This is a genomic window from Streptomyces sp. NRRL F-5123 (genome assembly GCF_000721495.1).
Lineage (GTDB): Bacteria > Actinomycetota > Actinomycetes > Streptomycetales > Streptomycetaceae > Actinacidiphila.
In genome coordinates this window covers 121,111-145,907 of sequence record NZ_JOHY01000004.1, presented here as the reverse complement: position 1 = coordinate 145,907, position 24,797 = coordinate 121,111, and the positions used below count along the sequence as shown (strand labels likewise).

Here is a 24,797-nt window from a genome sequence, read left to right as displayed (position 1 = left end):
CGCGGGCGACCGCCCACCGGCGGACGATCGCGCACGCCACCGCGAGTGGCAGCCCGGAGCGGAAGAGGCGCGCGCCCGCGGAGCGACCTGTATCGGTTCAGTAAATGTGCCGCCCAGGCGCGAAACACACGCTTCCCATCAGCGCTTGACGTGCTTTACCGTTTAATACGCCAGTCGCCGCCGTAGGCAAAGGAGAAGCGAGTGAAGGACGTCACGCCACTGGTCGACGGCTGGAGCCTCCGCCTGCCGCGCGCAAGCGCGACCGCGACCGGAAGCGCAGCGGCGGGCGCGAGCGCCACCGCACCGGCAGGGCCGGGCGCCGGCGAAACCGTGCCGGCCGTCGTACCGGGCTGCGTCCACACCGACCTGCTCGCAGCCGGCCTGCTGGCCGACCCCTTCCTCGACCGCAACGAGACCGCCGCCTCCTGGGTCGGCCGCGCCGACTGGACCTACGAGTCCGTGCTGCCGCCCGTCACGACCGCCCACGAGCGCAGCGACCTCGTCTTCGACGGCCTCGACACCGCCGCCGCCGTCGCCCTCGGCGGCACCGCGCTCGGCAGCACCCGCAACATGCACCGCGGCTACCGCTTCGACGTCACCGCGCACCGCTCGCCCGCGGCGCGGATTCCCCTGACCGTCGCCTTCACCTCGGCCTACACCGAGGCCGAGCGCGTACGCGACCTGCTCGGCGACCGGCCCAACTCCTACTCCGAGCCCTTCCAGTACATCCGCAAGATGGCCTGCTCCTTCGGCTGGGACTGGGGCCCGACCCTGGTCACCGCCGGGATCTGGAAGCCGGTCAGGCTGGAGCACTGGTCGACCGCCCGGCTGGCCCGTGTCACCCCGCTGGTGACCGTCGCGGGCGCGGCGGGCCGGGTCGAGGCCCGTGTCGAGCTGGAGCGCACCGCCTCCGGGTCCGGCCGCCCGCTGGTGGTCCGGCTGCGGGTGGGCGAGCACAGCACGGAGACCACCGTGCCGCCCGGCGCCGTCCGCGTCACCGCCGTCGCCGAGGTCCCCGCCCCGCAGCTGTGGTGGCCGCGCGGCTACGGCGAGCAGCCCCGCTACGACTGCGAGGTCACCCTGACCGACCCCGCGGCGGCCCCGGAGGAGGACGGCACCCTCGACCGCTGGCAGCGCCGCGTCGGCTTCCGCACCGTCACCCTCGACACCTCGCCCGACGCGCACGGAAGCGCCTTCACCCTGGCCGTCAACGGCACCCCCGTCTTCGCCCGCGGCGTCAACTGGATCCCCGACGACGTGCTGCCCACCCGCGTCGACGCCGCCCGCTACCGCCGCCGGCTGCGGCAGGCCGCGGACGCGGGCGTGGACCTGGTGCGGGTGTGGGGCGGCGGGCTCTACGAGAGCGACGACTTCTACGACGCCTGCGACGAGCTGGGCCTGATGGTGTGGCAGGACTTCCCCTTCGCGTGCGCGGCCTACCCGGAGGAGCAGCCGCTGCGCTCCGAGGTCGAGGCCGAGGCCCGGGAGAACGTCTCCCGGCTCGCCCCGCACCCGAGCCTGGTGCTCTGGAACGGCAACAACGAGAACCTCTGGGGCTTCCGCGACTGGGACTGGGAGTCCGAGCTGGCCGGCGACTCCTGGGGCGAGGGCTACTACCTGGGCCTGCTGCCCCGCGTCGTCGCCGAGACCGACCCGACCCGCCCCTACTGGGCCGGCAGCCCCTGGTCGGGCTCGTGGGACCACCACCCCAACGACCCGCGGCACGGCACCGCCCATTCCTGGGAGGTGTGGAACCGCCAGGACTACACCGACTACCTCGGCAGCGTGCCCCGCTTCGTCGCCGAGTTCGGCTGGCAGGCCCCGCCGGCGTACGCCACCGCCCGCCGCGCGCTGAGCGACGAGCCGCTGGCCCCGGACTCGCCCGGCATGCTGCACCACCAGAAGGCCGAGGACGGCAACGGCAAGCTCGACCGGGGCCTCGCCCGGCACTTCCCCGTCCCCGCCGACTTCGACACCTGGCACTACCTGACCCAGGTCAACCAGGCCCGCGCGATCGCCACCGGCATCGAGCACTGGCGCTCGCACTGGCCGCGCTGCGCCGGCACCGTGGTCTGGCAGCTCAACGACTGCTGGCCGGTGACGTCCTGGGCCGCGATCGACGGCGACGAGCGCCCCAAACCGCTCTACCACGAGCTCGCCCGCCTGTACGCCGACCGGCTCGTCACCGTGCAGGACCGGCCCGGCGGGCGGGTCGCGGCCCTGGTCAACCAGGCGGCGGGGGAGTGGACCGGGGAGGCGGTGCTGCGCCGCGTCGCGGTGGACGGCACCGTGCTCGCCGAGGCCCGGCTGCCCTTCGCCGCCGCGCCCAGGACCGTCGCCGAGCTGCCCGTACCCGACGAGCTGCTGCCCGCCGCCGAGGGCGGCAAGGAGCTGCTGACGGTGCGGGCCGGCGCCGAGCGCGCCTGGTGGTTCCCGGTCCGGGACAAGGACTTCGCCTACCCCGAGCCCGCCTGGGACCTCGATCTCGCCGTCCGACCCGACGGCACCGCCCAGGTCACCGTCACCGCCCGCGTCCTGCTGCGCGACCTGCTGCTCCAGGCCGACCGGCTCGCCCCGGGGGCGAGCACCGACCGGGGCCTGACGACGCTGCTGCCCGGCGAGAGCGCGGTCTTCACCGTCACCGGCTGGGACACCCCCACCCCGCAGGCCGCCGCCGGCGCGCTGTTCAGCGTCAACGCGGCCGTACGGCAGCCCGCCGCAGACGACGGCGGAGCCCGCGGCCGGTGAGCGGTCCGGCCCTCCCGGGCGGCGGCCCGCCACCGCCGCGCCCCACGATCAACGACGTCGCCGCCCTCGCGGGCGTGTCCAAGGGGGCGGTGTCGATGGCCTTCAACGGCCGCCCCGGCGTGTCCGAGGCGACCCGCGCCCGGGTGCTGGCCGCGGCCGGCGCCCTCGGCTGGGAGCCCAGCCTGTCGGCCCGCGCCCTGTCCGGGGCGCGGGTCGACACGGTCGGCCTGGCCATCGACCGCCCGGCGCGCATGCTCGGCCTGGAGCCGTTCTACATGGAGTTCATCTCCGGCATCGAGAGCGTACTGGCCGACCACGGCGCCTCACTGCTGCTGCGGGTCGTCGGCGGTCCCGACGAGGAGATCGAGGTGCAGCGCACCTGGTGGCGCTCGCGGCAGGTGTCCGGCGCGATCCTGGTCGACTTCCGGCGCGGCGACCGGCGCCCCGCCGAGATCGCCGCGCTCGGCATGCCGGTCGTCGCCGTGGGCCACCCGACGCTCACCGGCGGCCTGCCCGCGGCCTGGACGGACGACGCCGCGGCCGTCGGGGACGCCGTGCGCTACCTGGCCGCGCTCGGCCACCGCAGGATCGCCCGGGTCGGCGGCGCCGCCGAGCTGGGCCACACCGCGATCAGGTCCGCCGCCTTCGAGGCCGCCGCCAACGAGCTGGGGCTGGAGCAGTGGACCACCGTCGAGACCGACTTCTCCGGCGCCGAGGGCGCCCGCGCGACCCGTACGCTGCTGGCCTCGCCCCGCCGCCCCACCGCGGTGGTCTACGACAACGACCTGATGGCGGTCGCCGGCCTGTCGGTCGCCGCCGAGATGGGCTTCGCGGTGCCGGACGACCTGTCCCTGCTGGCGTGGGACGACTCCCAGCTGTGCCGGCTCACCCGGCCCATGCTGTCGGCGATGAGCCATGACGTCTTCGGCTTCGGCGCCGAGGTGGCCGGTCGGCTGCTGGCGCTGCTCGGCGGCGGGCGGCCGGGGGCGGGGCCGGTCCCCACGCCGGTTCTCACCCCGCGTGGCAGCACGGCCCCGCCGCGTACCGCTACTTCGTCGCGCCCCGGGTGAACCCGTTGTAGATGAAGCGCTGGAGGAGGAGGAAGACCACCAGCGTCGGCACGATCACCAGGATCGCGCCCGCCGAGATGTCCTCCCAGTGCGCCCCGAAGGGGCCCTTGAAGCGGAAGAGCGAGGTGGAGATCGTCCCCAGGCCGTCCGAGGGCATGTAGAGGAAGGGGATGTAGAAGTCGTTGTAGACGGTGATCCCCTTGATGATGACGACGGTGGCGACGGCCGGTTTGAGCAGCGGCAGGATGATCCGCCAGTAGATGGTGAAGGCGTTGGCCCCGTCGATGCGCGCCGCCTCGTCCAGCGACACCGGGATGCCCCGGATGAACTGGAGGAAGATGTAGATCGAGACGATGTCGGTGCCCATGTAGAGCAGGATCGGCGCCCACCGGCTGTCGTACAGGCCGAAGTTGTTCACGATCTTGAACGTCGCCACCTGGGTGGTGACGCTCGGCACCAGCGAGCCGATCAGGAACAGCGCGACGACCAGCCGGCGCAGCCGGAAGCGGAAGCGGTCGATCGCGTAGGCGGCCATCGACCCGATCAGCACCGTCCCGGCGATCGAGAAGACCAGGATGAAGGCGGTGTTCCAGAACGCCCGCAGCATCTTCCCGGCCCGGAAGGCCGTCACGTAGTTGTGGTAGTTCAGCCAGTTGTGCGGCGGCGTCAGCGCGCCGCTGCCGTCGGCCATCTCGCGGGAGGTCTTGAGCGACGTCAGCAGCACCGCGACCAGCGGCAGCAGGACCACCGCGCAGGCGGCGACCAGCGACAGGTACATCAGCGCCCGGGCCACCGTGCGGCGGGCCCGCGTCCCGGCGTCGACGGCCGCCGCGTCGGGCGCCGCGGGCGCCTTGCGGACGAGAAGCGAGGTCATACGAGATCGTTCCTCTCGTCGGGCACCACGATCCGCTGGAGCCAGGTCACCAGCAGGATGATCACCAGCAGCGCCACGGCCGCCGCGGAGGCGAGCCCCATCTTGTCGAACTCGAAGGCCAGCTTGACCGTCTGGATCACGAAGGTCTGGGTGCCCGCGGCGCCGCGCGTCATGATGTACGGGATCTCGAACGCCGACAGCGAGCCGGAGATCGCCAGGATCGCGCTCAGGCTCAGCACCGGCTTGATGCCCGGCGCGATGATGTGCCGGAACTGCTGCCAGCGGTTGGCGCCGTCCAGCTCCGACGCCTCGTACAGCTCGCCGGGGACGGACTGGATCGCGCCCAGGAAGAGCACGAAGTTCAGGCCCGTGAAGCGCCACACCGACACCCCGGCGAGCGAGGTGTTGCCCATCCGCCCGCTGCCCAGCCAGAAGTGGTGGCCGTGCGCCCCGAAGGCGCTCAGCACCGTGTCGAGGGTGCCGTGCGGCTGGAAGAAGTAGAGGAAGACGAAGCCGATCGCGACGCCGTTGAGCAGGTAGGGGAAGAACAGGATCCCCTTGAAGAGGTTGCGGAAGCGCACGTCGAAGCTGAGCACCGTCGCGAAGTACAGCGCGAGCACGATCTGCACGGCGGAGGCGACCAGGTAGTAGACGCTGACGAAGAAGACCTGGAAGAGCTCGGGTCTGGTGAACAGCTCCACGTAGTTCTTGGTCCCGACGTAGTTCCGGTCCGGGCTGACGCCGTCCCAGTCGGTGAAGCTGTCCCTGATCATGTTCCCGACCGGGATGTAGGTGAACGTGATCAGCAGGGCCAGTGGCACCGCCAGGTACAGCCATGGCGTCACGGTCCGCCAGACCCGAGCGCGGCTCACAGGCTCGCGGTCTTCTGTGCGGCCGACCACTTCTCGGCGAGGTCCGCGAAGATGCCGGGCAGGTCGCCGCCGGCCGCGCCGCGGGCGACGTCGATCAGGTGCTGGCGGTAGTCGGGCTTGTCGGTCATGCCGATCTCGGACTGGTTGTCGATCGTGGTGACCTTCGCGGCCTGCGCCTGGGACATCGGGACGAACCGCACCCCGGCGTCCTGGAAGGGCTTGAGCGCGCTGGGCATCGGGCCGCCCTTGAGGGTCGGGACGGCCTGGTTGTCCTGCACGTAGCCGGACTTGTCGGTGAACCAGTCGATCCACGCCCGCGCGGCGGCCTTGTGCCCGGAGTGGATGTTCACCGCCTCCTGGTAGTCCGGCGCCACCGGCGTGCAGAACTTGCCGTCCTTCTGCGACGGGAAGGGCATGTAGCCGATCTCGGCCGGGTCCTTGCCGGCCTTCTCGGCCGCGTCCTGCATCTGCACGATCGCCCACGACCCCAGCCACATGGTGCCGATCTTGCCGGTGGCCAGCAGGTTCTTGCTGTTCTCCCAGTTGGTGGTGGTCGGGTCCTGCTCGGAGAGCCCGCCGTGCACGATGTCGTACAGCAGCGTGTCGCCGACGTTCAGGTCGCTGCCGGCCTTCCAGGGGTCGGGGTCGCCGGCCGGCTCGTCCGTCGCCTTGGCGTCGCAGGTGACGGCGCCCTGGACCTGCGTCCAGGCGGTCAGCGGCCAGCCGTCCTTGTAGTTGGTGTAGTACGGCGTCGCGCCCGTCCGCGACTTGATCGCCTTCAGGTCGGTCAGGAACTGGCCGGGCGTGGTCGGCCAGTCGGTGATCCCGGCCTGCTGCCAGACGGCCTTGTTGTAGACGAAGCCGTCGGCGTTCGCGAAGTTCGCGATGCCGTAGACCTTGCCGCCGACCGCGGCCTTCTCGGTGAAGGTGTACTTCTTGCCCAGCTCCTCCGCCGTGCCCAGCGGGGCGAAGAACTTCGGGTAGTCGTCGGTCTTGATCGCCGCCGGGATCATGAGCACGTCGCCGTAGTTCGACGTGTTCATCCGGATCTTGACCTCGCCCTCGTAGTCCGTGATCCCCTCGAAGGTGACGTGCACCTTGGGGTAGATCTTGCTGAACTCCGCGGCGTACTTCTTCATCGTCCCGTCCTGCACCAGGTCGGTGCGCTGGGTCAGGACCTTGACGTCCCCGGTGACCTTGGACGGATCGGTCGGCGAGGCGGCCGACCCGCCGCCGGACGACGAGCCTCCGCCACCGCAGGCCGTCGCCAGCAGCGCCATCACGGCGACCAGCGGACCGGCGAGTGCTGTGCGCTTCATCTGCTCCCTCTCCGTTTCCACGACGTCCGACCGAGTCCAGCAGGACGACGGACCAACTTAAGCGTTTCAGTTGGAGAACGACCGCACTATTGCACTGGGTTATTGGCCGGTAAAGACGCCCAATCCGCGCTGATGCTTAACCGTTACATATCGGTTCGGTGCGAGCGACCGCCCCGGCTGGGGTAGGTTGGGCGCCGACCGGCGGCCAGGCCGCCGGCGCGCGCCACGACATGCAGGGGAGGTGGGACCGATCACCGCGCGTACGCACCGCACGTTCCCGCCGTACGGCCGCGGCACCGGGGCTTCCTGACCGGTTCCGCCGGTCGCCGCACCCCGCCGAGAGGCCGCCATGCCGCACACCCCGGAAACCGCCGGATCCCCGCCCGCCGCCCCGCAGTCCGCCGAGGGACTCACCCACGCCGCCGTCACCGCCCGGCTCAGGGCCGCGGGCTGCGTCTTCGCCGAGGAAGAGGCCCGCATCATCCTGGACACCGCCGCCACGCCCGCCGAGGCCGCCGCGATGACCGCCGGTCGCGCCGCCGGGCGGCCGCTCGAACACGTCGTCGGCTGGGCGGAGTTCTGCTCCTTGCGGATCGAGGTCGACGCCGGGGTGTTCGTCCCGCGCCGGCGCACCGAGCTGCTGGTGCGCGAGGCCGCCGCGCTCGGCCGCGCCGCGCTCGCCGCGCGCGGGCGGGTGGTCGTCGCCGACCTGTGCTGCGGCTCCGGAGCGGTCGGCGCCGCGCTCGCCGCGGCCCTGGGCCGTACCGAACTGCACGCCGCCGACCTCGACCCGGCGGCCGTCGCGTGCGCGGCCCGTAACATCGCCGCGGCCGGCGGCCGGGCCCACTGCGGGGACCTCTTCGCGGCGCTGCCCGCCGCGCTGCGCGGCAGGGTCGACGTGCTGGCCGCCAACGTGCCTTACGTGCCCACCGGAGCGGTCGCCCTGCTCCCCTCCGAGGCCCGTGACCACGAGGCCCGCATCGCCCTCGACGGCGGGCCCGACGGCCTGGACGTGCTGCGCCGGGTCGCCGCCGACGCGGGCGGATGGCTCGCCCCCGGCGGCTCCGTCCTGGTGGAGGCGGGCGAGCGGCAGGCAGCCGCGGCCGCGGGCGTCCTCGGGGACGGCGGCCTGCTCGCCCGTACGGCCACCGACGACGACCTCGGCGCGACGGTCGTCATCGGCACCCGGCCCTCCCGTTAGACGCCGAACAGACGCCGAAGGCCCGTACCCCGGGTGCCGGGGTACGGGCCTTGGCCGCCGCTGCCGCGCGGGTCAGTCCGGCTGCTCGGCCGTCCGCAGCCCGGCCGACCACTTCTCCTCGATGTTGCCGAACTTCCACACCGCCACCGCCACCGCCCAGGTGGCGAAGAAGAGCCCGACGATCACGTAGCCGACGACGTTGAGGTCCAGGCCGCCGATCCAGTCCCAGAAGGCGCCGTGCAGCCCGGCCTTGTCGCCGATCAGGCCCAGCAGCTCCACGGTGCCGATGATGAGCGCCACCGCGACCGACAGGCCGGTGATGGTGAGGTTGTAGTAGACCTTGCGGACGGGCTTGGAGAAGGCCCACTCGTAGGCGAAGTTCATGAACGAGCCGTCGATCGTGTCCAGCAGGCACATACCGGCCGCGAACAGCACCGGAAGGCACAGGATCGCGTACCACGGCAGCCCGGAGGCGGCGCCGGAGCCGGCCAGCACCAGCAGGGCGATCTCGGTAGCGGTGTCGAAGCCCAGGCCGAACAGCAGCCCCAGCGGGTACATCTGCCAGGGCTTGGTGATCGACTTCATCACCCGGCCGAGCAGCCGGTTCATGAACCCGCGGTTGTTCAGGTGCTCTTCGAGCGCCGCCTCGTCGAAGTGCCCGCCCCGCATCTGCCGGAAGACCTTCCAGATCCCGGCCAGGATCAGCAGGTTGATGATCGCGATGGCGTAGAGGAACGTGCCGGAGACGGTCGTGCCGATCCAGCCGGTGACGCTGTGCAGCTGCGAGTCGTCGTTCTCGACCGGGTCGGAGAGCGATTTGATGCCCAGCGACAGCAGCACGGCCAGCCCGAAGACGATGCTGGAGTGGCCCAGCGAGAACCAGAAGCCCACCGACAGCGGACGCTTGCCCTCGTGCATGAGCTTGCGGGTGGTGTTGTCGATCGCCGCGATGTGGTCGGCGTCGAAGGCGTGCCGCATCCCGAGCGTGTACGCGGTCACGCCGATGCCGATGCCGAAGGACTTGGTGCCGACGCTGTAGTGCTCCGGCGCCACGATCGCCACCAGCGTGAACCAGCCGATCACGTGGAGGGCGACGATGAAGGCCGCCATGCCCCCGAGCCGGGTCCACTCCGCCCGGGTCATCGAGTGCTTCATCCGTCGCAGACGCGATCCGGCGGGGGCCGGGGCCTCGGTGGTGCTGCTCATTCCTTCGTCCTCCGGGGAGCGGCCGGTGTGGTGCTTACCGCATCAGACTACTAGTTGCGAACGATGTGCAATAGGCCGCCCCGGCCTCCGGAGACCTTGATCACAAGCGCCGGAACCCCTGGTGATCGCCGATTCGCCCTGATTGACGCATGACAGAACGGAGCCCTACGCTCACGGGGTAAGTGATGGCATGGGGAAGCCGGTGAGACTCCGGCACGGTCGCGCCACTGTGATCCCGCCGCCTTCGGGCGAGACGGGGAGTCAGACACCCGCCCGTCACGACGCCCAGCAGACCAGGGACGCACGATCCCCGAAGGAGGGCTCACCTTGAGCAGCATCTCCCCTGCCCGCCCCGCCGCCACACCGGTCGTCCTGCCGGTCACCAAGGCCGCGCTGTGGCTGGTCGGCGCCACGTTCCTCGCACTCGCCGCCTACTACTTCGTCGGCGTCGACCAGGGCGCCGTCTCCGTGTTCGGCAAGGACATGCACATCCACGAGTTCGTCCACGACGCACGCCACTTCCTCGGCTTCCCCTGCCACTGACGGCGGCGGGCCCGCTGCGCCCGAGCGCAGCGGGCCCCGCGCCCGACGGCCAGCCGGTCCGCCCGGAAGCCCCCGCGTCCCCCGTCCCCCTTCGCAACGGACAACTCGACATGGAAAAGAAACTCGTGCTGCGCGGCGTCCTCGCCGGCGCGGTGGCCGGGCTGCTCGCATTCGTCTTCGCCCGGATCTTCGCCGAGCCGTACATCGGCAAGGCCATCGACTACGAGAGCGGCCGCGACGCCGCGCAGGCCGCCCTCGACAAGGCCGCCGGGATCGCTCCCGAGGCCGCCGGGTCCGACCTGTTCAGCCGCACCGTCCAGGCGGACGTCGGCATCGGCGCCGGCATGGTCGTCTTCGGCATGGCGATGGGCGCGCTCCTCGCCGTCGCCTACACCGTCTGCCTCGGCCGGGCCGGCGCCCTGCGCGCCCGCAGCCTCGCCCTGCTCGTCGCGGGCGGCGGATTCCTCGGCATGTACCTGGTGCCGTTCCTCAAGTACCCGGCGAACCCGCCGGCCATCGGCCACGAGGAGACCATCAGGGCCCGCAGCGGCCTCTACCTGATCATGGTGGTGTGCTCGGTCGCCTTCCTCGCCGCCGCCGTCTGGCTGGGCCGCCGGCTGCAGGCGCGCTTCGGCAACTGGAACGCCACGCTGCTGGCCGGCGCCGCGTTCGCCGTCGCCATCGGCGTGGTCATGCTGCTCCTGCCGTCGTTCGGGCACCTCGGCTGGAACAAGGAGCACTACGGCAACCACGCCACCGAGACGCCCCAGCCGCTCACCGACGCCGAGGGGAACATCGTCTTCCCCGGCTTCCCGGCCGACGTCCTGTTCGCCTTCCGCTTCTACTCGGTGGGAGCGCAGCTGCTGCTGTGGTCCGCGCTCGGCCTGGTCTTCGCCCCCCTCGCCGAACGCGTCCTGCGCCCCGCCACGGCCGGCGCCTCCGTACACGGGACGGCGCCGTCCCCCGCATGACACCGCCCGCACCGGGAACGAGGGACCAGGGCGCGGTGATCGCCGAGATCACCGCGCTCGGCCCCTTCTTCGCCTTCACCACGCACGAGGACACGGGCGCGGACGCGTGGGGTACGGCGGCCGCGCGGACCGGCACGGCCCCGGAAGCGGCGGTCCCGGCCGCCGCGCCGAAGGGCCGGGCCGGTATGACACCCCGGCCGGGTCCGGCTGCCCCGAGCGCCACCGGCTCGGCCCCGACGCCTCCGGCACCCGCGGCCCCGGCCACCACCGGGGATCCCGCCCGGCCCGGCCAACCGGCGTGGCAGGCACTCGACGCGCCCGCCGTCGCCGCGCGGGCCGACGCCGTCCGCGCTCGGCTGGCCGCTGCGAGCGGGCGGCGGCCCGATGCCGTCGAGGCCCGCGTCGGCGCGTCCGTCGCCCACCTCGGCCTCGCCGCGCGCCTGCTGTCACCCGCGCTCGCCGCCGCCGTCCTGCACGGCGTGCTGCTGGACCACCCGCTCGCCGCCGTCCGCTGGCAGCCCGTCCTCGGCGGCCCCGTACCCCTCTCGCTGCCCGCCGCCGCGCTGCGCGGCCCCGCCCTGCCGCCCGGGCCGCTCGCCGACGCCTTCGCCGCCCGGCTGCACGACGGACCCCTCGCGGAGCTCGCCGCCCTCCACGTCCCGCTCGGCGTCTCCCGGCACATCCTGCTGGGCAACACCGCCTCCGCCGTCAACGGCGCCGCGGCCATGATCGCCACCGCCCGCCCGGACCTGGCCGCCGCCACCGCGGAGTTCGCCGCCGCGCTGCTGGACCGCGAACCGCTGCGCCCGCAGCGCGACCGTACGGCCGCCGGCGCCTTCCGCCGGCGCAGCTGCTGCCTCGTCTACCGGGCCGCCCCCGACCGCCGCGGCGCCCTGTGCGGCGACTGCGCCCTGCACACCACCACGGACACCCGCCCATGAGACACGTCCACGTCATCGGCATCGGCGCCGGCGACCCCGCCCAGCTCACCCTCCAGGCCGTCGACGCGATCGGCCGGACCGACGTCTTCTTCCTGCTCGACAAGGGCGACGCCAAAGCCGACCTGACGGCCCTGCGCGAGCTGATCCTGCGGCGGCACGCGACCCGCCCGCACCGCGTCGTCACCGCCCGCGACCCCGAGCGCGACCGCACCGCGCCCACCCCCGGCTACGCCCCCGCCGTCGACGACTGGCGCGCCCGCCGCGCCGCCCTCTACCGCCGGATGATCGCGGAGGAGCTGCCCGACGGCGGCACCGGCGCCTTCCTCGTGTGGGGCGACCCCGCCCTCTACGACAGCACCCTCGCGATCCTCGACGAGATCCGCGCGGACGGCGGCCCCGCCTTCGAGTGGACGGTCGTGCCCGGCGTCAGCAGCGTCGCCGCGCTCACCGCCCGGCACCGCGTGACCCTCAACCAGGTCGGCGGCCCCGTCCACATCACCACCGGCCGCCGCCTCGCCGACCACGGCCTGCCGCCCGGAACCGACGACGTGGTGGTGATGCTCGACGCCCGGCACGCCTTCACGGCCCTCACCGGTCAGGGCCTGCACATCTACTGGGGCGCCTACCTCGGCACCCCCGACGAGATCCTGCTGTCCGGGCCGCTCGACACCGCACTGGCCGCCCGGATCACCGCCACCCGCGCCCGGGCCCGCGCCCGCAAGGGCTGGATCATGGACACCTACCTGCTCCGCAGGCCGCGCCCGGCGACCGCGGAGCCGCCCCGGAACACCCCCGCCCCGGCCCACACTTCCGCGGAGGGCGCCGCGCACCCCGACTGCCCGCCGCCGACCGCCGCTCCCGGCGGTACGGGCGGGGCAGCGGTCCCGCGCAGTGCGCCTTTCGCCCCCGGCCGCCGGGCCCGCTGATGCTGCGGGTCCTCCTCCTGGGCGGCACCGGCGAGGCGCGGGCGCTGGCCGCGCTGCTCGCCGGGGACGCGGGACTGGACGTCACCACCTCGCTCGCGGGGCGCACCCCGCGCCCGCAGCTGCCCGCCGGGCACGTCAGGTCCGGCGGCTTCGGCGGCGCCGAGGGCCTCGCGCGCTGGCTGCGCGAGCACCGCACCGGCGCCGTCGTCGATGCCACCCACCCGTTCGCCGCCCGGATCAGCGACCACGCCGCCCGCGCGGCCCGCACCGCCGGCGTGCCCCTGCTGGCGCTGCGCAGGCCCGGGTGGGCCGAGCAGCCGGGGGACCGGTGGCAGTGGGCGGCGGACACCGCCGAGGCCGCCGCGCTGCTGCCCGCGCTCGGCCGGCGCCCCTTCCTCACCACCGGCGCCGGCGAGCTGGCCGCCTTCGCCGCGCTGCCGCTGCACTTCCTGGCCCGTACGGTCACGCCGCCGCCCCCGCCGCTGCCCGCCCGCTGCGACCTGATCACCGCCCGCGGCCCCTTCACCCACGAGGGCGAGCGCGCCCTGCTGCGCGACCACCGCATCGACGTCCTGGTCACCAAGGACAGCGGTGGCCCCGCCGCCAAGCTCGCCGCCGCCCGCGAGGCGGCCATCCCCGTCCTGATCGTCCGCCGCCCCCCGCCGCCCCCCGGCGTCCCCGCCGTCCCCACCCCGGAGGCCGCCGCCCGCTGGCTGCGCGCCCGGTGACCGGCCGTCACCATCGCGACCCGCGGGCCGAAATGCGGCGAGAGCCCGTCCGCGCCCCACGTGACCGCATACCGTGGACCCAGGCGGAAACCGGGCGAGAGCGGGAGGGGCTGCGTGGACGAACTGGCGAGCTTGATGGGACCGGGCGCCGCCGCCCTCGCCACCCTCGTCGTGACCGACGCCGTCAACGGGTTCAAGTCCCTGATGCGGCGCGTCCTCCCGCACGCCGCCGGAACTGCGGACGACGACCAGGTGCTGCCCGGCGAGCTGGCCGAGGCCGTGGAGGACGCCGCCGCGGCGCACGCCCTCGGGGACCGGGCCGCCGCCCGCGCCGCCGCGGCTGCGCTGGAGGAGGCGCTGGTGGCGCAGCTGCGCGACGTGCTGCGGCAGCGCCCCGAGGCCGCCGACGAGGTGCGCGGCGTGCTGGCCGACGCGGTCGCCGCGCGCGCCGCCGCCCCGGCCGCCCGGCCCGCCGTCCCGCAGCCCGCGGCGCTCCAGGTCCCCGTCCTGCTGCCGCGCATCACCGTCCGGCCGCAGCGCCACTTCCAGAACCACGAGGACCTGCTGGCCGCCATGGACGCCGCGGTCGCCGGGAGCCGCGCGTACGGCGGACCGGCGTACCTCTACCTGACCGGCATCCCCGGCATCGGCAAGCGCGCCCTCCTCCACCGCTGGCTGGGGCGGAGCGCCGCCGGGCTGACGGGCCCGCAGCTGGAGGCGTCGCTCGCCCGCGACGCCTGGGGCAACACCCCGGCGCCCGCCTCCGTCCTGGAGCGCTGGCTGCGGCGGCTCGGCGTGCCGCGCGAGGACGTGCCCGCCGAGGCCGACGACCGGCTCACCCTGCTCGCGGACACCCTCCGGGACCGCCGCGCGGTCCTGCTGCTCACCGACGTCGTCACCCCCGCCCAGGTCCGCGCCCTGGTGCCGGCCGGTCTGGACGACGCGACCGTGCTGCTCACCAGCACGTCCGTGCTGCCCGCGCTGCGCAGCGGCTTCGGCGCCGAACCGCTGGCCGTCGGCAGGCTCGACGCCGGGCACAGCCGCAGCCTGCTGTTCGGCGTCGCCGGTCTGGACGAGGCCGCCCGCAGCGACCAGGACAAGGCCGCCGCCCTCAAGGAGCTCACCGCGTGCTGCGCGGGCCTTCCGCTCGCCCTGGTCTCCGTCGGCGCCCAGCTCGCCGTCGGCCCGCCCGGCCGCGTCTTCGAGCTGGCCGACGCGCTGTCCCGCCCCGAGACCCGGATGAGGACCTTCGACGTGGACGACGAGCTCTCGGTGTCCGCCGCCCTCGACCCCGGCTACCGCGCCCTCGGCGCGCGCGCCGCCCACGCCTACCGCTGCCTCGGCCTGCACCCCGCACCGGAGTTCGAGACCGACGTCCTGCGCGCCGTGCTCCCCGAACTGGACCTCGCCGCCCGGCACGAGGTGTTACGGCAGCTCGGCGACGCCAACCTCGTCGAGTGCCTCAGCGGCACCCGCTACGCCTTCGGCCACCCCCTGATCCACGCCCACGCCCGCGAGCGCGCCCTCGCCGACGAGCCCGCCGAGGCCGTGGACGAGGCCAGGGGCCGGATCACCGGCTTCTACCTGGAGCTCCTGGAGCGCGCCGAGGCCGCCCTGTCCAGCCGCTACCGCCTCGACCCGGACGGCGTCTACCCCGGGTACGCGCCCACCGGTCCGGTCGACGAGCAGGCGGTGATCGCCGGACTCGCCCGCCGGCACGACGCCCTGTGCCAGGCGGTACGGCTCGCCCACGAGTCCGGGCGCCACGAGCCGGCGTGGCGGATGGCACAGGCGCTCCACACGTACTTCCTCAAGGGGCGCCTGCACTCCGACTGGATCGCCGTGCACGAGTACGCGATCGCGTCCGCCCGCGAGACCAACGACCTGACGGCGCTGGCCCGGATGCACTTCGAGACCGGCTTCGCCCACCAGGACCGGTGCAGCGTCGACCGGCGCGACCCGGAAGCCGCCCGCCGCCACTTCGATCAGGCCCTGGACGTCGTCGCGGCTTCCGGCCGGACCCCCACCGAGGCCGAACGCCGGACACGATCCAGCGTGCTGGAGGCCCGCGCGCTGCTCGCGTCCAAGCTGGGGGAGCCCGCGCAGGCACTGGAGCTGCTCGCGGCGGCCGAGGACGCCCTGGGCGACCTCCACCACCCCCGCGGCCGCGCGCTGTTCGCCCTGCACCGCGGAACGGTGCACGCGCAGGCCGCCGACCACGCCCGGGCCGAGGCCGAACTGCTCGCGGCAGCCGCACAGTTCGCCGCACTCACCCCGCCCAACCGCTTCAACCAGGCCAAGGCGCTGACCCGTTGCGCGGAGGTCCGCCGGGCCGCGGGCCGTACGGCAGACGCCCTCGACGCCCTGGACCGGGCCCTCGCAGCGCTCGGCGGCATGGGCGGGAGCTACCAGACCGGCGGGATCCTGCTGCTGCGCGGCACCCTCCACCACGAGGCCGGCGGGCAGGACCGGGCCCTCCGCGACTGGACCGCCGCCCGCGGCCACTTCGCCGAGGCCCGCAGCGTGCGCCGGGTCGGCGAGACCGACGAGCTGCTCGCCCGGCACGGCGGCGCCACGTAGCAGCCGCGGGTGCGACGACGCCGTCCGGCCCGGGGGCCGGACGGCGTACGGGCGTGCGGGCGCGCTCAGTCGATGTCGACCCGGCCGTCCGCCCCGTCCGGGCCCTTGCCGCGCACCTCCACCTCGGCCGACGGCCGGGGAGCGGCGGGCGCGCCGTCGGCGCGCAGGTTCTTGCGGACCGAGTCCAGGATCGTCAGACCCTGGCCGACGAGCCCCGCCGCGATCTCGCCGAGGCCGTCGGCCCCGTTGAGGACGTTGACGTTGGCGCCCTGCAGTCCGGTGGCGGCCTCCTTGACGATCTGCGGCAGCTGGTCGATGATCATCCGCTCCAGCGCGACCCGGTCGTGCGACGCGGCCGCAGCCGCCTGGATCCGCATCCGCTCGGCGTCGGCGACGGCCAGCACCCGGATCCGCTCGGCCTCCGCCTCCGCGGGCTTGACGATCTCGGCGACCAGCTGCTGCTGGCGCAGCTCGGCCGCGCGCAGCGCCAGTTCGGTCTGCGCCGCGATGACCTCCTGCTGGGCGTGCGCCTGCGCGAGCGGCCCGGCCTGCGCCGCCTGCGCCTGGGCGCGGTCGACCTGCGCGTTGAACTCCGCCTGCACCACCGCGGTCTGCCGGGCGTACTCCGCCTGGTTGCGCGCCGCGGCCTGCTGCGCCTCGACGGCGGCCTGCGTGGCCTGCGCCTGGGCGATCTGCGCCTGCCGCTGGATGGCGGCCTTGTGCGGCGCGGCCATCGCCTCGATGTAGCCGGTCTTGCCGTCGTCGATGGACTGGATCTGCAGCGAGTCCACCGTCAGGCCGATCTTGGCCATCTCGGTCTTGGACGTCTCCAGCACCTCGGTCGCCAGCTTCTGCCGCTCGGTGACGATCTCCTCGACCGTCATCGAGCCGATGATGGACCGCAGGTGTCCTGCGAAGATCCGGCCGGTGAGGACCGACATCTGGTCCTGGTCGGACAGGAAGCGCTGCCCGGCGTTGACGATGCTCTCGTGGTCGTTGCCGACCTTGAAGGCGATGACGGCCTTCACCGTCAGCGCGATGCCCTGCCGGGTCACGCAGGTCTCGGAGACCTCCGCCTCGCACATCGCCAGGGTCAGGAACCGGGTCTTGCGGAAGACCGGCAGCACGAACTTGCCGTGCCCGGTGACCACCCGGAACGGCGCGCCGCCGAGCCCACGGCGGCCCCCCGAGATCAGCATCGCCTCGTCCGGATCGGGAACGCGGTAACCGAACATCTCCACCTACTCCTTCGTCTGCGCGGCTCAGCCGGACGGGGCGTCGAACGGATCGGCCCACTCGATCACGTCGACCTGCCGGCTGCCGCGGGAATCCACCACCAGCACCCGGCTGCCCCGCTCCAGCGGTGTGTCCGACCACGCGAGGAAGGTCTCGGTGCCGCCCCTGACACGTACGAGTACCTCACCGGGCCCCGCGGTTCCCCGGGTGCCGAGCAGCAATTCCCCGATGCAGCCGATCACGGCCTCGTCCCGCGCCACCACCGGCCGCGCCCCCCTCGTCGTCCTTCCGCCGCCGTTCCCGCGGTCGTCCGCGTGTCCGGCCCGCTCCATCCTCCCACCACGTGCCGCCCCGAAGCCCCTGGCTGCCGTAATGTGCCAGGGTTGCGCCCATACACGCAACGAGCGGGAGGCTGGATGTTCCGGGGCTTCACCACCCCCCTGACGGGTCGGACCGAGCGGGACGAATCAGGGGTCTCGTCACCCTGGGCGTTCATCCGCACCGAATCGGGCAGCGCCGCGGTGCTGCTGGCCGGGACGCTCGCGGCCCTCGCCTGGGTGAACATCGCGCCGGACGGCTACGCCTCCTTCTGGGAGACCCGGCTGTCGGTGCGGCTCGGCTCGCACGGCGTCGACATGGACCTGCGCGAGTGGGTCAACAGTGGCCTGATGACGCTGTTCTTCCTCGTCGTCGGCCTCGAGGCGCGCCGCGAGTTCGACATGGGCGAGCTGCGCGACCGCAAGCGGATCCCGCTGCCGCTGCTGTGCGGGCTGAGCGGCATGGCCGTCCCGGTGGCGATCTACCTGGGCGTCAACGCCGGCGGCCCCTCCGCGCACGGCTGGGGCGCGGCGATGTCGACCGACACCGCCTTCGCGCTGGGCATGCTGGCCCTGCTGGGCTCGCGCTTCCCGCGCCGGCTGCACACCTTCATCCTCACCGTGGCCGTCGTCGACGACTTCCTCGCCCTCGCGGTGATCGCCGTGGCCTACAGCGAGAAGGTGTCGTGGACGCCGCTCCTCGTCGGGGCGGGCGTGCTGCTCGTGGCCGGCTTCGTCCGCCGCACCGGCACCCGCCGCGGCGGGGTGTACGCGGTGCTGGGCATCGTGGCCTGGGTGGCGTTCGTGCACTCCGGGGTGGACCCGGTGGTCGTCGGCCTGATCATGGGCCTGATGTCGTACGCCTACCCCGCGCCGCGCGACGCCCTGGAGCGCGCCAGCGGGCTCTTCCGGTCCTTCCGCGAGCAGCCCACTGCCGAGCTGGAGCGCGAGGCCCGGCAGGGCATCGCGCTGGCCCTGTCGCCCAACGACCGCCTGCAGCGCCTCTACCACCCGTGGAGCAGCTACGCGATCGTGCCGCTGTTCGCGCTCGCCAACGCCGGGATCGAGATCAACGGGTCGCTGCTGTCCAGCGCCTTCACCTCGCCGATCACGCTGGGCATCCTGCTCGGCTACGGGCTCGGCAAGCCCCTCGGCATCCTCGGCGCGTCCTTCGCCGCCGAGCGGCTCAGCCGGGGCCGGATGAAGCCGCCGGTGGGCTGGGCGGCCGTGGCCGGCGGCGGCACCATCGCGGGCATCGGCTTCACCGTCTCGCTGCTCATCGCGACGCTCGCCTTCGACGGGCGGCAGCTGGAGCAGGCCAAGATCGGGGTGCTCAGCGCGGTCGTCTTCGCGATGCTGTCGACGTCGCTGGTCGCGCTGGTCACCGCGCGGCTGCCGAAGGCGCGGCGGGCCAGGGCGCTGCTCGGCACCGCCGAGTCGGTCGTCGACCTGGCCGAGCCCGTCGACCCCGACCGCGACCACGTCCGCGGTCCGCTCGACGCGCCCGTGACGGTCGTGGAGTACGGCGACTTCGAGTGCCCGTTCTGCGGCCAGGCCGAGCAGGTGGTGCGCGAACTGCTGGCGGACTTCGGCGACATCCGCTACGTCTGGCGGCACCTGCCGCTGCCCGACGTCCACCCGCACGCGCAGCTCGCGGCCGAGGCGGCGGAGGCCGCCGCGCTCCAGGGCGCCTTCTGGGAGATGCGCGACCTGCTGATCACCCATCAGGAGGAGCTGGGCGTCAAGGACCTGCTGCGGCACGCCCAGGACCTGGGCCTGGACGTGGACGCCTTCCGCGAGGCGCTGCGCGGCCGCCGGGGCGCGGCGCGGGTGGAGTTGGACGTCGAGTCGGCCGACCTCAGCGGGGTCGCGGGCACGCCGACCTTCTTCGTCAACGGGCGGCGTCACCACGGGGCGTACGACATCCAGAGCCTGTCGGCAGCCGTCGTCGCGGCCCGGGACCGCGCCGTCCTCATCGACGGCGCGTGGCCCGGGTCGGAGTGCTGACGTCAGGAGGTCGGGAGGTCGGGGGGTCGTCTCAGCGCGGCACGGGGCGGACGGCGAGCGGGGCGTCCGGGGTCTGGTGGCCGCCGCTGGCGACCATCCGGACCTCGCCGTCCGTGCTGATCTCGGCGCGCACTATGCCGGTCTCGTCCTGGTAGATCGGGTAGCCGCCGGCGCCTGACCGGTCGGTGCGGTGCACGAGCACCGCGTCGTCCTCCACCGCTGCTGCGTGGAAGACCAGCTCGTAGGTCTCCGGAAAGTCCATGGCTCCACCTCCGGGCATGGGCACGCCGGTCCCTTCCATCGTCCCTCATCCGCGCGGCGGGCGCGCGGCGGGCGCGCGGATGAGGGGTGCGGAGGCCGTCAGGACCGGGCCGTGGCCCGCCGGACCGGGAGCGTATCGTCTGGCCGGTACGACGGTCGGACCGAGAAGTGGGTGGGCGGTGGCGGGGAGCACGGAGCGGGAGCTGCCCCTGCCGCTGCGGGCGGACGCCGACCGCTGGCTGAGTGTGCGGGCGCGGCGGACCGTGCTGAGGATCGTGCACAACGTGACGTCCGCGACCCGGCTGCTGGACCTGCTGGCCGCCTTCGCCGGCGACCCGCGCGTCCAGACCGTCTTCACCTGCACCGGGTCGTCGGCGCTGGACGAGGGCACGGCGGATTTCCTCACCGCCCGCGGGATGCTCCAGGTCCCGTGGGAGCGGGCCAGGACCGGTGCCTTCGACCTCGCCATCGCCACCAGCAGAGGCGGCGACCTGCACGGTTTACGCGCCCCGCTGATCGGCGCGCCGCACGGCGCCGGGTACGGCAAGCTGCTGGCGCCGGCGGGCGGCGAGCCGGTGCCGTTCGGCCTGTCGCCGCAGTGGCTGATGCACGGCGGGCAGGTCGTCCCGGCGGCGATCGTGCTGTCGCACGAGGAGCAGCGCGCGCGGCTGTCGGACACCTGCCCGCAGGCCCTGCCGGTCGCGGTGGTCGCCGGCGACCCGTGCGCGGACCAGCTGCGGGCGGGCCTGCCCTTCCGCGCCGACTACCGGCGCGCCCTGGGCGTACGGCCGGGACAGCAGCTCGTGGTGGTCTCCTCGACCTGGGGCGCGGGCTCCGTCGTCGCGGACGACGACCCGGACCGCACCGCGCTGCGCCGCGCCCTGGCGGAGCTGCCGCTCGACGAGTACCGGGTGCTCGCCGCGGTGCACCCCAACGCCTGGTACGGGCACGGCGCGTGGCAGATGCAGAACTGGCTCGCGCCGCTGACCGAGCACGGCCTGATCCTCCCCGTCCCCGACAGCGAGACGTGGAAGGCCGCGCTGCTGGCCGCCGACGCGCTGATCGGCGACCACGGCTCGCTGACGCTGTACGGCGTCGCGCTCGGGCTGCCCACCGTCCTCGGCGCCTTCGCCGCCGGCAAGGTCGACGCCCGGTCGCCGATGGCCCGGCTCGGCGAGCTGCTGCCCCGGCTCGCGCCGCACGCCGGGGTGCGGGCGCAGCTCACCGACGCCGCCGCGCGCCAGCCGGGCAGCGCCGCGCTGCGCGAGCTGCGGGCCGCCGCCACCTCCCGGCCGGGGGAGTCGGCGGCGCTGCTGCGCCGGCTGTTCTACCAGCGGCTGGGCCTGCCGGAGCCCGAACTCCCCGCGGCGCCGCGCATGGTCCCGCTGCCCGAGGCCACCGTGCGGCCGTCCTTCCCGGCGCAGCCACCGGTCTACGCGTCCGCGCCGCAGCGGGACGGGTACGCCCGCGTACGCCGCTACCCCGCCGCCCTGCAGCGGCCCGCGGCCGAGCGGCACCTGGCCGGGGCGCACCTGGTGGCCGACGCCGACCACCCCGACGCGCGGTGGACGGACTCCGCGGACGTGGTGGCCGTCCCGTCCGGACGCCCGCTCGCGGCGGCGGGGCGGGACGCCTGGGCCGCGCTCCTGCGGCGCCGCCCGGGCCTCGCGCTGCTGGCCGTCGAGCAGCCGGCGGGCGGCGCGCTGCTCGTGCTGCGCGACGGGCGGCTGCTGCGGGCGGCGTGGTCGGGCCCGGGGGAGCGGCCGTGGTGGGCGACCGCGCCGGTCGCGGCCTCGGTGGTGCACGACCACCTCGCGGCGCTGCCCCGGGGCGCCGCACCGCAGGCCCGCATCGGGGTGCGCACCGGCGAGCAGGGCGGCACGGGGCTGCTGGAGGTCACCGCCGGGTGAGGCGGCGGGCGGCCGGGCACCGCCGCGCGAAGTGGCGCGTCCCGGGCGCCGGTCGCACAGTGGAACGAGAGGGCCGAAGCGCCGGAGCGCGCCCGTAGGCCCGCCCGCGGGGGTGCCGCCCGCGGTACGGCCCCGGCGGACCCGCCGCCCGCCGCCCTTCCCACGTAAGGGGATTTCCATGGCAACCGACAACCCCTCCCGGTCCGTCTCCAGCCACCGCAGCGACGTCGGCGGCAAGACCACCATCGCGGACTCCGTGGTGGCCACCATCGCCGGTATCGCCGCCCGCGAGGTCGACGGAGTCCACAGGTTGGGCGGCGGAGCCTCCCGCGCGATGGGCGCCGTACGCGACACGGTGTCGCGCTCCACCGACTTCACCCGCGGTGTCAAGGTCGAGGTCGGCGAGAAGCAGGCCGCGGTCGACCTGGACGTCGTGGTCCTCTACGGAACCGAGATCGCCGACGCCGCCACCCAGATACGCTCGCACGTCGCCAACGCCGTCGAGCGCATGACGGGCCTGGAGGTCGTCGAGATCAACATCGGCGTCCGCGACGTCTACATCCCCGGCGAGGAGTCGGACGAGGAGTCCGAGGCCCGCGTCCGCTGACGCCCCGCGCACGCCCCTCCCGGGCCCGGCCGCACCTGGTGCGCCGGGCCCGCGGCGTGCGCGGGGCCCGGCAGCGGCGTCAGCCGGCCGGCAGCGTGGCCGCGAGGGCGGCGCGGATCGGCGCGAGGTCCACGTCGGCGGCGATCGTCGCCGCCTCGGGCCGCTCGGCGGCCACCGGCTCCATGCCGAACAGGCCGCGCAGGAAGCGCGGGTGGACGGTGCGGGCGACCACGTCGTACGCGATCCGGTCCGCCTCGCCCGGCGCGAGCCCGTAGCTCTCGCCGAGGAAGCCGGCCAGCCGCACGTGCATCGAGCCGAAGACCGCGTCGTGGTAGCGGGCCGAGGCCTCCGGAAGCCGCTCGGCCTCGGCGATGCCCATCCGGCACATCCGCAAGGTGGGCTCCCACAGCAGCGTCTGCAGGAACCGCCCGCAGTAGAGCGCCGCGGCCTCCGCGGGCTCCTCGGCGTAGTCGCCCGGCGTGCCGAGCCGGTCGAGATACAGCTCCCGCACCAGGTCGACGACGGCGAGGAAGAGTTTGTCCTTGCTCTCGAAGTGCGCGTAGAGCGTGCGCTTGGACGTCTCGGCGCGGGCGGCCAGCTGGTCCATCGAGGTGCGTTCGAAGCCCGTTTCCAGGAAGACGTTCTTGGCCGTGAACAGGATGTGATCCCGAAGTTCGTCGCCGCGCCTTGCCATGCGCCCTCCTGTGCAGCAAAGTAAACGGTACGGTAGAGTTTACTTGAGTCGAGGTCGAGGAGTCCGACATGATCGTCGTCACCACACCCACCGGAAGTATCGGCCACCAGGCCCTTGAGCACGTCATCCGCGCAGGCGCCCCGGTCCGGGTCGTCGCCCGCGACCCCTCCCGGCTGCCCGCCGCGGTCCACGAGCACGCCGAAGTCGTCAAGGGGGCGACCAACGACCCCGCCGCCCTCGCCGAGGCGCTCACCGGCGCCGACACCGTGCTGTGGGTGCTGCCGCCCGACCCGCGGGCCGCCAGCATCCACGCCCACGTCGTGGACTTCACCCTCCCACTGTGCGACGCGATCGCCGCACAGGGCGTGCGCCGCGTCGTCGCGGTGTCCAGCCTCGGCCGTGCGGTCGGCCGCAACGCCGGGCAGATCTCCGCCGCCTTCGCGATGGACCACCTCGTGGAGAGCACCGGAGTGCACTACCGGTCGCTCGGCATGCCCGGCTTCATGGAGAACACCCTCCGGCAGCTCGGACCGATAAGGGATCAGGGCCTGTTCTTCGGCACGCTGCCCGCCGACCGGAAGTCCCCGACCGTCGCCACCCGCGACATCGCCGCCGTCGCCGCCGGGCTGCTGCTCGACCCGGACTGGACGGGCCAGAAGAGCGTCGCGGTGCCCGGCCCCGAGGACCTGTCGCCCGACGACATGGCGGGCATCATGACCGAGGAGCTGGGCCGCCCGGTCGCCTACCGGCAGATCCCCGGCGAGGCCCTCGTCGCCTCGATGACCGAGCACGGCACGACCCGCGCCTGGGCCCAGGGCCTCGTCGACATGTCCGCCGCCGTCGACGCCGGACTCTACGACGCCGAGCCCTACCCCGACCGGGCCGCCACCACCCCCACGACCTTCCGCCAGTGGTGCCGCGAGGTGCTGCGCCCCGCCCTGGCCTGAGGCTCCCCGGACCGCGGAACCCCGCCGCCCGTACGCTCCGACCGGGGACGACGGGCGGCCGGCCGGACCGAAAACCGTTCGAGGCCGACCGCGGCGGGCCGGTAGCGTCGGCCGTATGGACCCCCTGACCGACGCCGAGCTGCGCACCTCCTTCGTCAACTGCACCAAGGGCGAGGCGGGGCGCATCAACCTCCCGCGGGATCTGCCCGCCCTGCCCTGGGCGGACCTGGACTTCGTGGGCTGGCGGGACCCGGGCGCCCCCGACCGCGCGTACCTCGTCGCCCCCACCCCCGGCGGCAGGCCGGTGGGCCTCACCCTGCGGGTCGCCCCCGGCGCCCGGCGCAACCTGATGCGCAGCAGCCTGTGCGGCCTGTGCCTGACCGGCCACTCCGGCGGCGGCGTCGACCTCCTCGCGGCCCCCCTCGCGGGCGCCGCCGGACGACAGGGCAACACGGTCGCCCTCTACATGTGCGCGGACCTGGCGTGCTCGCTCTACATCCGCGGGAAGAAGACCTCGGTGCTGATCCGCCGTATGGAGGAGACCCTCACGCTGGAGGAGCAGATCGACCGCACGCGCCGCAACCTCGACGCCTTCCTGGCGAAGGTCACCGCGCGGGCGGCGTGAGTGGTGCGCCTCCGGCCGGGCGAGGGGTCCGCGGGGCCTGCCTCGGGCCGCCGGGCGGCGTGGGGCGTGGGGCGTGTGAACGGTGCGGCCGGGCCGGGCGGTCGGGGGCGGGTGCCTGGGCGGTGGCCCGCGCCGCCGTCCGGGTCGCCCGACCTAACCGCCCGAACTGCGTCACCGATCCGCGCCGGCGCGGCCCGGCGCCCGGGTCGCCTGC

General features: G+C 74.3%; 21 protein-coding genes, 1 pseudogene and 1 riboswitch. Of the genes and pseudogenes, 14 read left to right on the top strand and 8 right to left on the bottom strand.

Annotated elements, in window-relative coordinates; genetic code table 11:
- Positions 1-201: 201 nt before the first annotated feature.
- Positions 202-2,748, top strand: a complete 2,547-nt coding sequence (locus tag IH54_RS0105685; RefSeq protein ID WP_107060107.1) for a glycoside hydrolase family 2 protein — start codon at positions 202-204, stop codon at positions 2,746-2,748.
- On the top strand, positions 2,745-3,818 hold the full coding sequence (locus tag IH54_RS0105680; protein ID WP_043179899.1) for a LacI family DNA-binding transcriptional regulator: 1,074 nt from the start codon (positions 2,745-2,747) through the stop codon (positions 3,816-3,818). Before IH54_RS0105685 ends, IH54_RS0105680 begins: the two co-directional genes overlap by 4 nt.
- On the opposite strand, the gene IH54_RS0105675 is transcribed toward IH54_RS0105680, so the two are convergent.
- From IH54_RS0105675 to IH54_RS0105665, 3 genes are all read right to left on the bottom strand, one after another.
- Entirely contained in the window at positions 3,796-4,596 is an 801-nt protein-coding gene (locus tag IH54_RS0105675; RefSeq protein WP_031513381.1) for a carbohydrate ABC transporter permease, read from the bottom strand. The genes IH54_RS0105680 and IH54_RS0105675 overlap by 23 nt on opposite strands.
- Positions 4,597-4,688: 92 nt before the next feature.
- Positions 4,689-5,594, bottom strand: coding sequence for a carbohydrate ABC transporter permease (locus IH54_RS0105670; protein WP_107060106.1), 906 nt, complete (start codon positions 5,592-5,594; stop codon positions 4,689-4,691).
- A complete protein-coding gene (locus tag IH54_RS0105665) occupies positions 5,561-6,883 on the bottom strand; it encodes an ABC transporter substrate-binding protein (protein ID WP_031513377.1) in 1,323 nt (440 codons plus the stop codon). Before IH54_RS0105665 ends, IH54_RS0105670 begins: the two co-directional genes overlap by 34 nt.
- A gap of 349 nt (positions 6,884-7,232) precedes the next feature.
- On the opposite strand from IH54_RS0105665, the gene IH54_RS0105660 reads away from it, so the two are divergent.
- Positions 7,233-8,084, top strand: coding sequence for a putative protein N(5)-glutamine methyltransferase (locus tag IH54_RS0105660; RefSeq protein ID WP_031513375.1), 852 nt, complete (start codon positions 7,233-7,235; stop codon positions 8,082-8,084).
- 72 nt (positions 8,085-8,156) lie between these two features.
- Here IH54_RS0105660 and IH54_RS0105655 read toward each other — a convergent pair whose 3' ends face one another.
- Positions 8,157-9,290: a HoxN/HupN/NixA family nickel/cobalt transporter gene (locus tag IH54_RS0105655; protein ID WP_234343377.1), complete on the bottom strand. Its 1,134-nt coding sequence runs from the start codon at positions 9,288-9,290 to the stop codon at positions 8,157-8,159.
- A 142-nt stretch (positions 9,291-9,432) separates the two neighbouring features.
- Positions 9,433-9,582, top strand: a riboswitch (cobalamin riboswitch).
- A gap of 35 nt (positions 9,583-9,617) precedes the next feature.
- Here IH54_RS0105655 and IH54_RS0105650 point away from each other — a divergent pair.
- From IH54_RS0105650 to IH54_RS0105625, 6 genes and pseudogenes are all read left to right on the top strand, one after another.
- On the top strand, positions 9,618-9,833 hold the full coding sequence (locus IH54_RS0105650; RefSeq protein WP_043179896.1) for a CbtB domain-containing protein: 216 nt from the start codon (positions 9,618-9,620) through the stop codon (positions 9,831-9,833).
- A 110-nt stretch (positions 9,834-9,943) separates the two neighbouring features.
- Complete coding sequence (locus IH54_RS0105645) at positions 9,944-10,804, top strand: CbtA family protein (protein ID WP_031513369.1); 861 nt, start codon at positions 9,944-9,946, stop codon at positions 10,802-10,804.
- Positions 10,801-11,745 (top strand): (2Fe-2S)-binding protein, encoded by a 945-nt coding sequence (locus IH54_RS0105640; RefSeq protein WP_159011670.1) that lies wholly within the window; start codon positions 10,801-10,803, stop codon positions 11,743-11,745. The genes IH54_RS0105645 and IH54_RS0105640 overlap by 4 nt, the downstream gene beginning before the upstream one ends.
- A pseudogene (gene cobF, locus IH54_RS0105635) lies at positions 11,742-12,500 on the top strand (precorrin-6A synthase (deacetylating)); the annotation flags it as partial. The gene IH54_RS0105640 and the pseudogene cobF, both read left to right, overlap by 4 nt.
- Positions 12,501-12,673: 173 nt before the next feature.
- Positions 12,674-13,399 carry a cobalt-precorrin-6A reductase gene (locus tag IH54_RS0105630; RefSeq protein WP_031513363.1) on the top strand — a complete coding sequence of 242 codons (726 nt, stop codon included), beginning with the start codon at positions 12,674-12,676 and terminating at the stop codon, positions 13,397-13,399.
- A 114-nt stretch (positions 13,400-13,513) separates the two neighbouring features.
- Positions 13,514-15,979, top strand: a complete 2,466-nt coding sequence (locus tag IH54_RS0105625; protein ID WP_031513361.1) for an NB-ARC domain-containing protein — start codon at positions 13,514-13,516, stop codon at positions 15,977-15,979.
- A 65-nt stretch (positions 15,980-16,044) separates the two neighbouring features.
- On the opposite strand, the gene IH54_RS0105620 is transcribed toward IH54_RS0105625, so the two are convergent.
- Positions 16,045-17,214 carry an SPFH domain-containing protein gene (locus tag IH54_RS0105620; RefSeq protein ID WP_031513359.1) on the bottom strand — a complete coding sequence of 390 codons (1,170 nt, stop codon included), beginning with the start codon at positions 17,212-17,214 and terminating at the stop codon, positions 16,045-16,047.
- Positions 17,215-17,241: 27 nt separating this feature from the next.
- A complete protein-coding gene (locus IH54_RS0105615; protein WP_031513357.1) occupies positions 17,242-17,475 on the bottom strand; it encodes a hypothetical protein in 234 nt (77 codons plus the stop codon).
- A gap of 156 nt (positions 17,476-17,631) precedes the next feature.
- Between IH54_RS0105615 and nhaA the strand changes: the two genes are divergently transcribed.
- Positions 17,632-19,539 (top strand): Na+/H+ antiporter NhaA, encoded by a 1,908-nt coding sequence (nhaA, locus tag IH54_RS0105610; RefSeq protein WP_031513355.1) that lies wholly within the window; start codon positions 17,632-17,634, stop codon positions 19,537-19,539.
- 31 nt (positions 19,540-19,570) lie between these two features.
- Here nhaA and IH54_RS0105605 read toward each other — a convergent pair whose 3' ends face one another.
- Positions 19,571-19,801, bottom strand: coding sequence for a DUF6296 family protein (locus tag IH54_RS0105605; protein ID WP_031513354.1), 231 nt, complete (start codon positions 19,799-19,801; stop codon positions 19,571-19,573).
- 178 nt (positions 19,802-19,979) lie between these two features.
- Between IH54_RS0105605 and IH54_RS0105600 the strand changes: the two genes are divergently transcribed.
- Both IH54_RS0105600 and IH54_RS0105595 read left to right on the top strand, forming a co-directional pair.
- Positions 19,980-21,710: a hypothetical protein gene (locus tag IH54_RS0105600; protein WP_031513352.1), complete on the top strand. Its 1,731-nt coding sequence runs from the start codon at positions 19,980-19,982 to the stop codon at positions 21,708-21,710.
- Positions 21,711-21,888: 178 nt separating this feature from the next.
- Positions 21,889-22,317 carry an Asp23/Gls24 family envelope stress response protein gene (locus IH54_RS0105595; RefSeq protein ID WP_031513350.1) on the top strand — a complete coding sequence of 143 codons (429 nt, stop codon included), beginning with the start codon at positions 21,889-21,891 and terminating at the stop codon, positions 22,315-22,317.
- A 79-nt stretch (positions 22,318-22,396) separates the two neighbouring features.
- Here the strand turns inward: IH54_RS0105595 and IH54_RS0105590 are convergent, their stop codons facing one another.
- Positions 22,397-23,011 carry a TetR/AcrR family transcriptional regulator gene (locus IH54_RS0105590; protein ID WP_031513348.1) on the bottom strand — a complete coding sequence of 205 codons (615 nt, stop codon included), beginning with the start codon at positions 23,009-23,011 and terminating at the stop codon, positions 22,397-22,399.
- Between the two features lie 68 nt (positions 23,012-23,079).
- On the opposite strand from IH54_RS0105590, the gene IH54_RS0105585 reads away from it, so the two are divergent.
- Positions 23,080-23,958 carry an NmrA family NAD(P)-binding protein gene (locus IH54_RS0105585; RefSeq protein ID WP_031513346.1) on the top strand — a complete coding sequence of 293 codons (879 nt, stop codon included), beginning with the start codon at positions 23,080-23,082 and terminating at the stop codon, positions 23,956-23,958.
- A 115-nt stretch (positions 23,959-24,073) separates the two neighbouring features.
- Positions 24,074-24,583: an FBP domain-containing protein gene (locus IH54_RS0105580; protein WP_031513345.1), complete on the top strand. Its 510-nt coding sequence runs from the start codon at positions 24,074-24,076 to the stop codon at positions 24,581-24,583.
- Positions 24,584-24,797 lie beyond the last annotated feature (214 nt).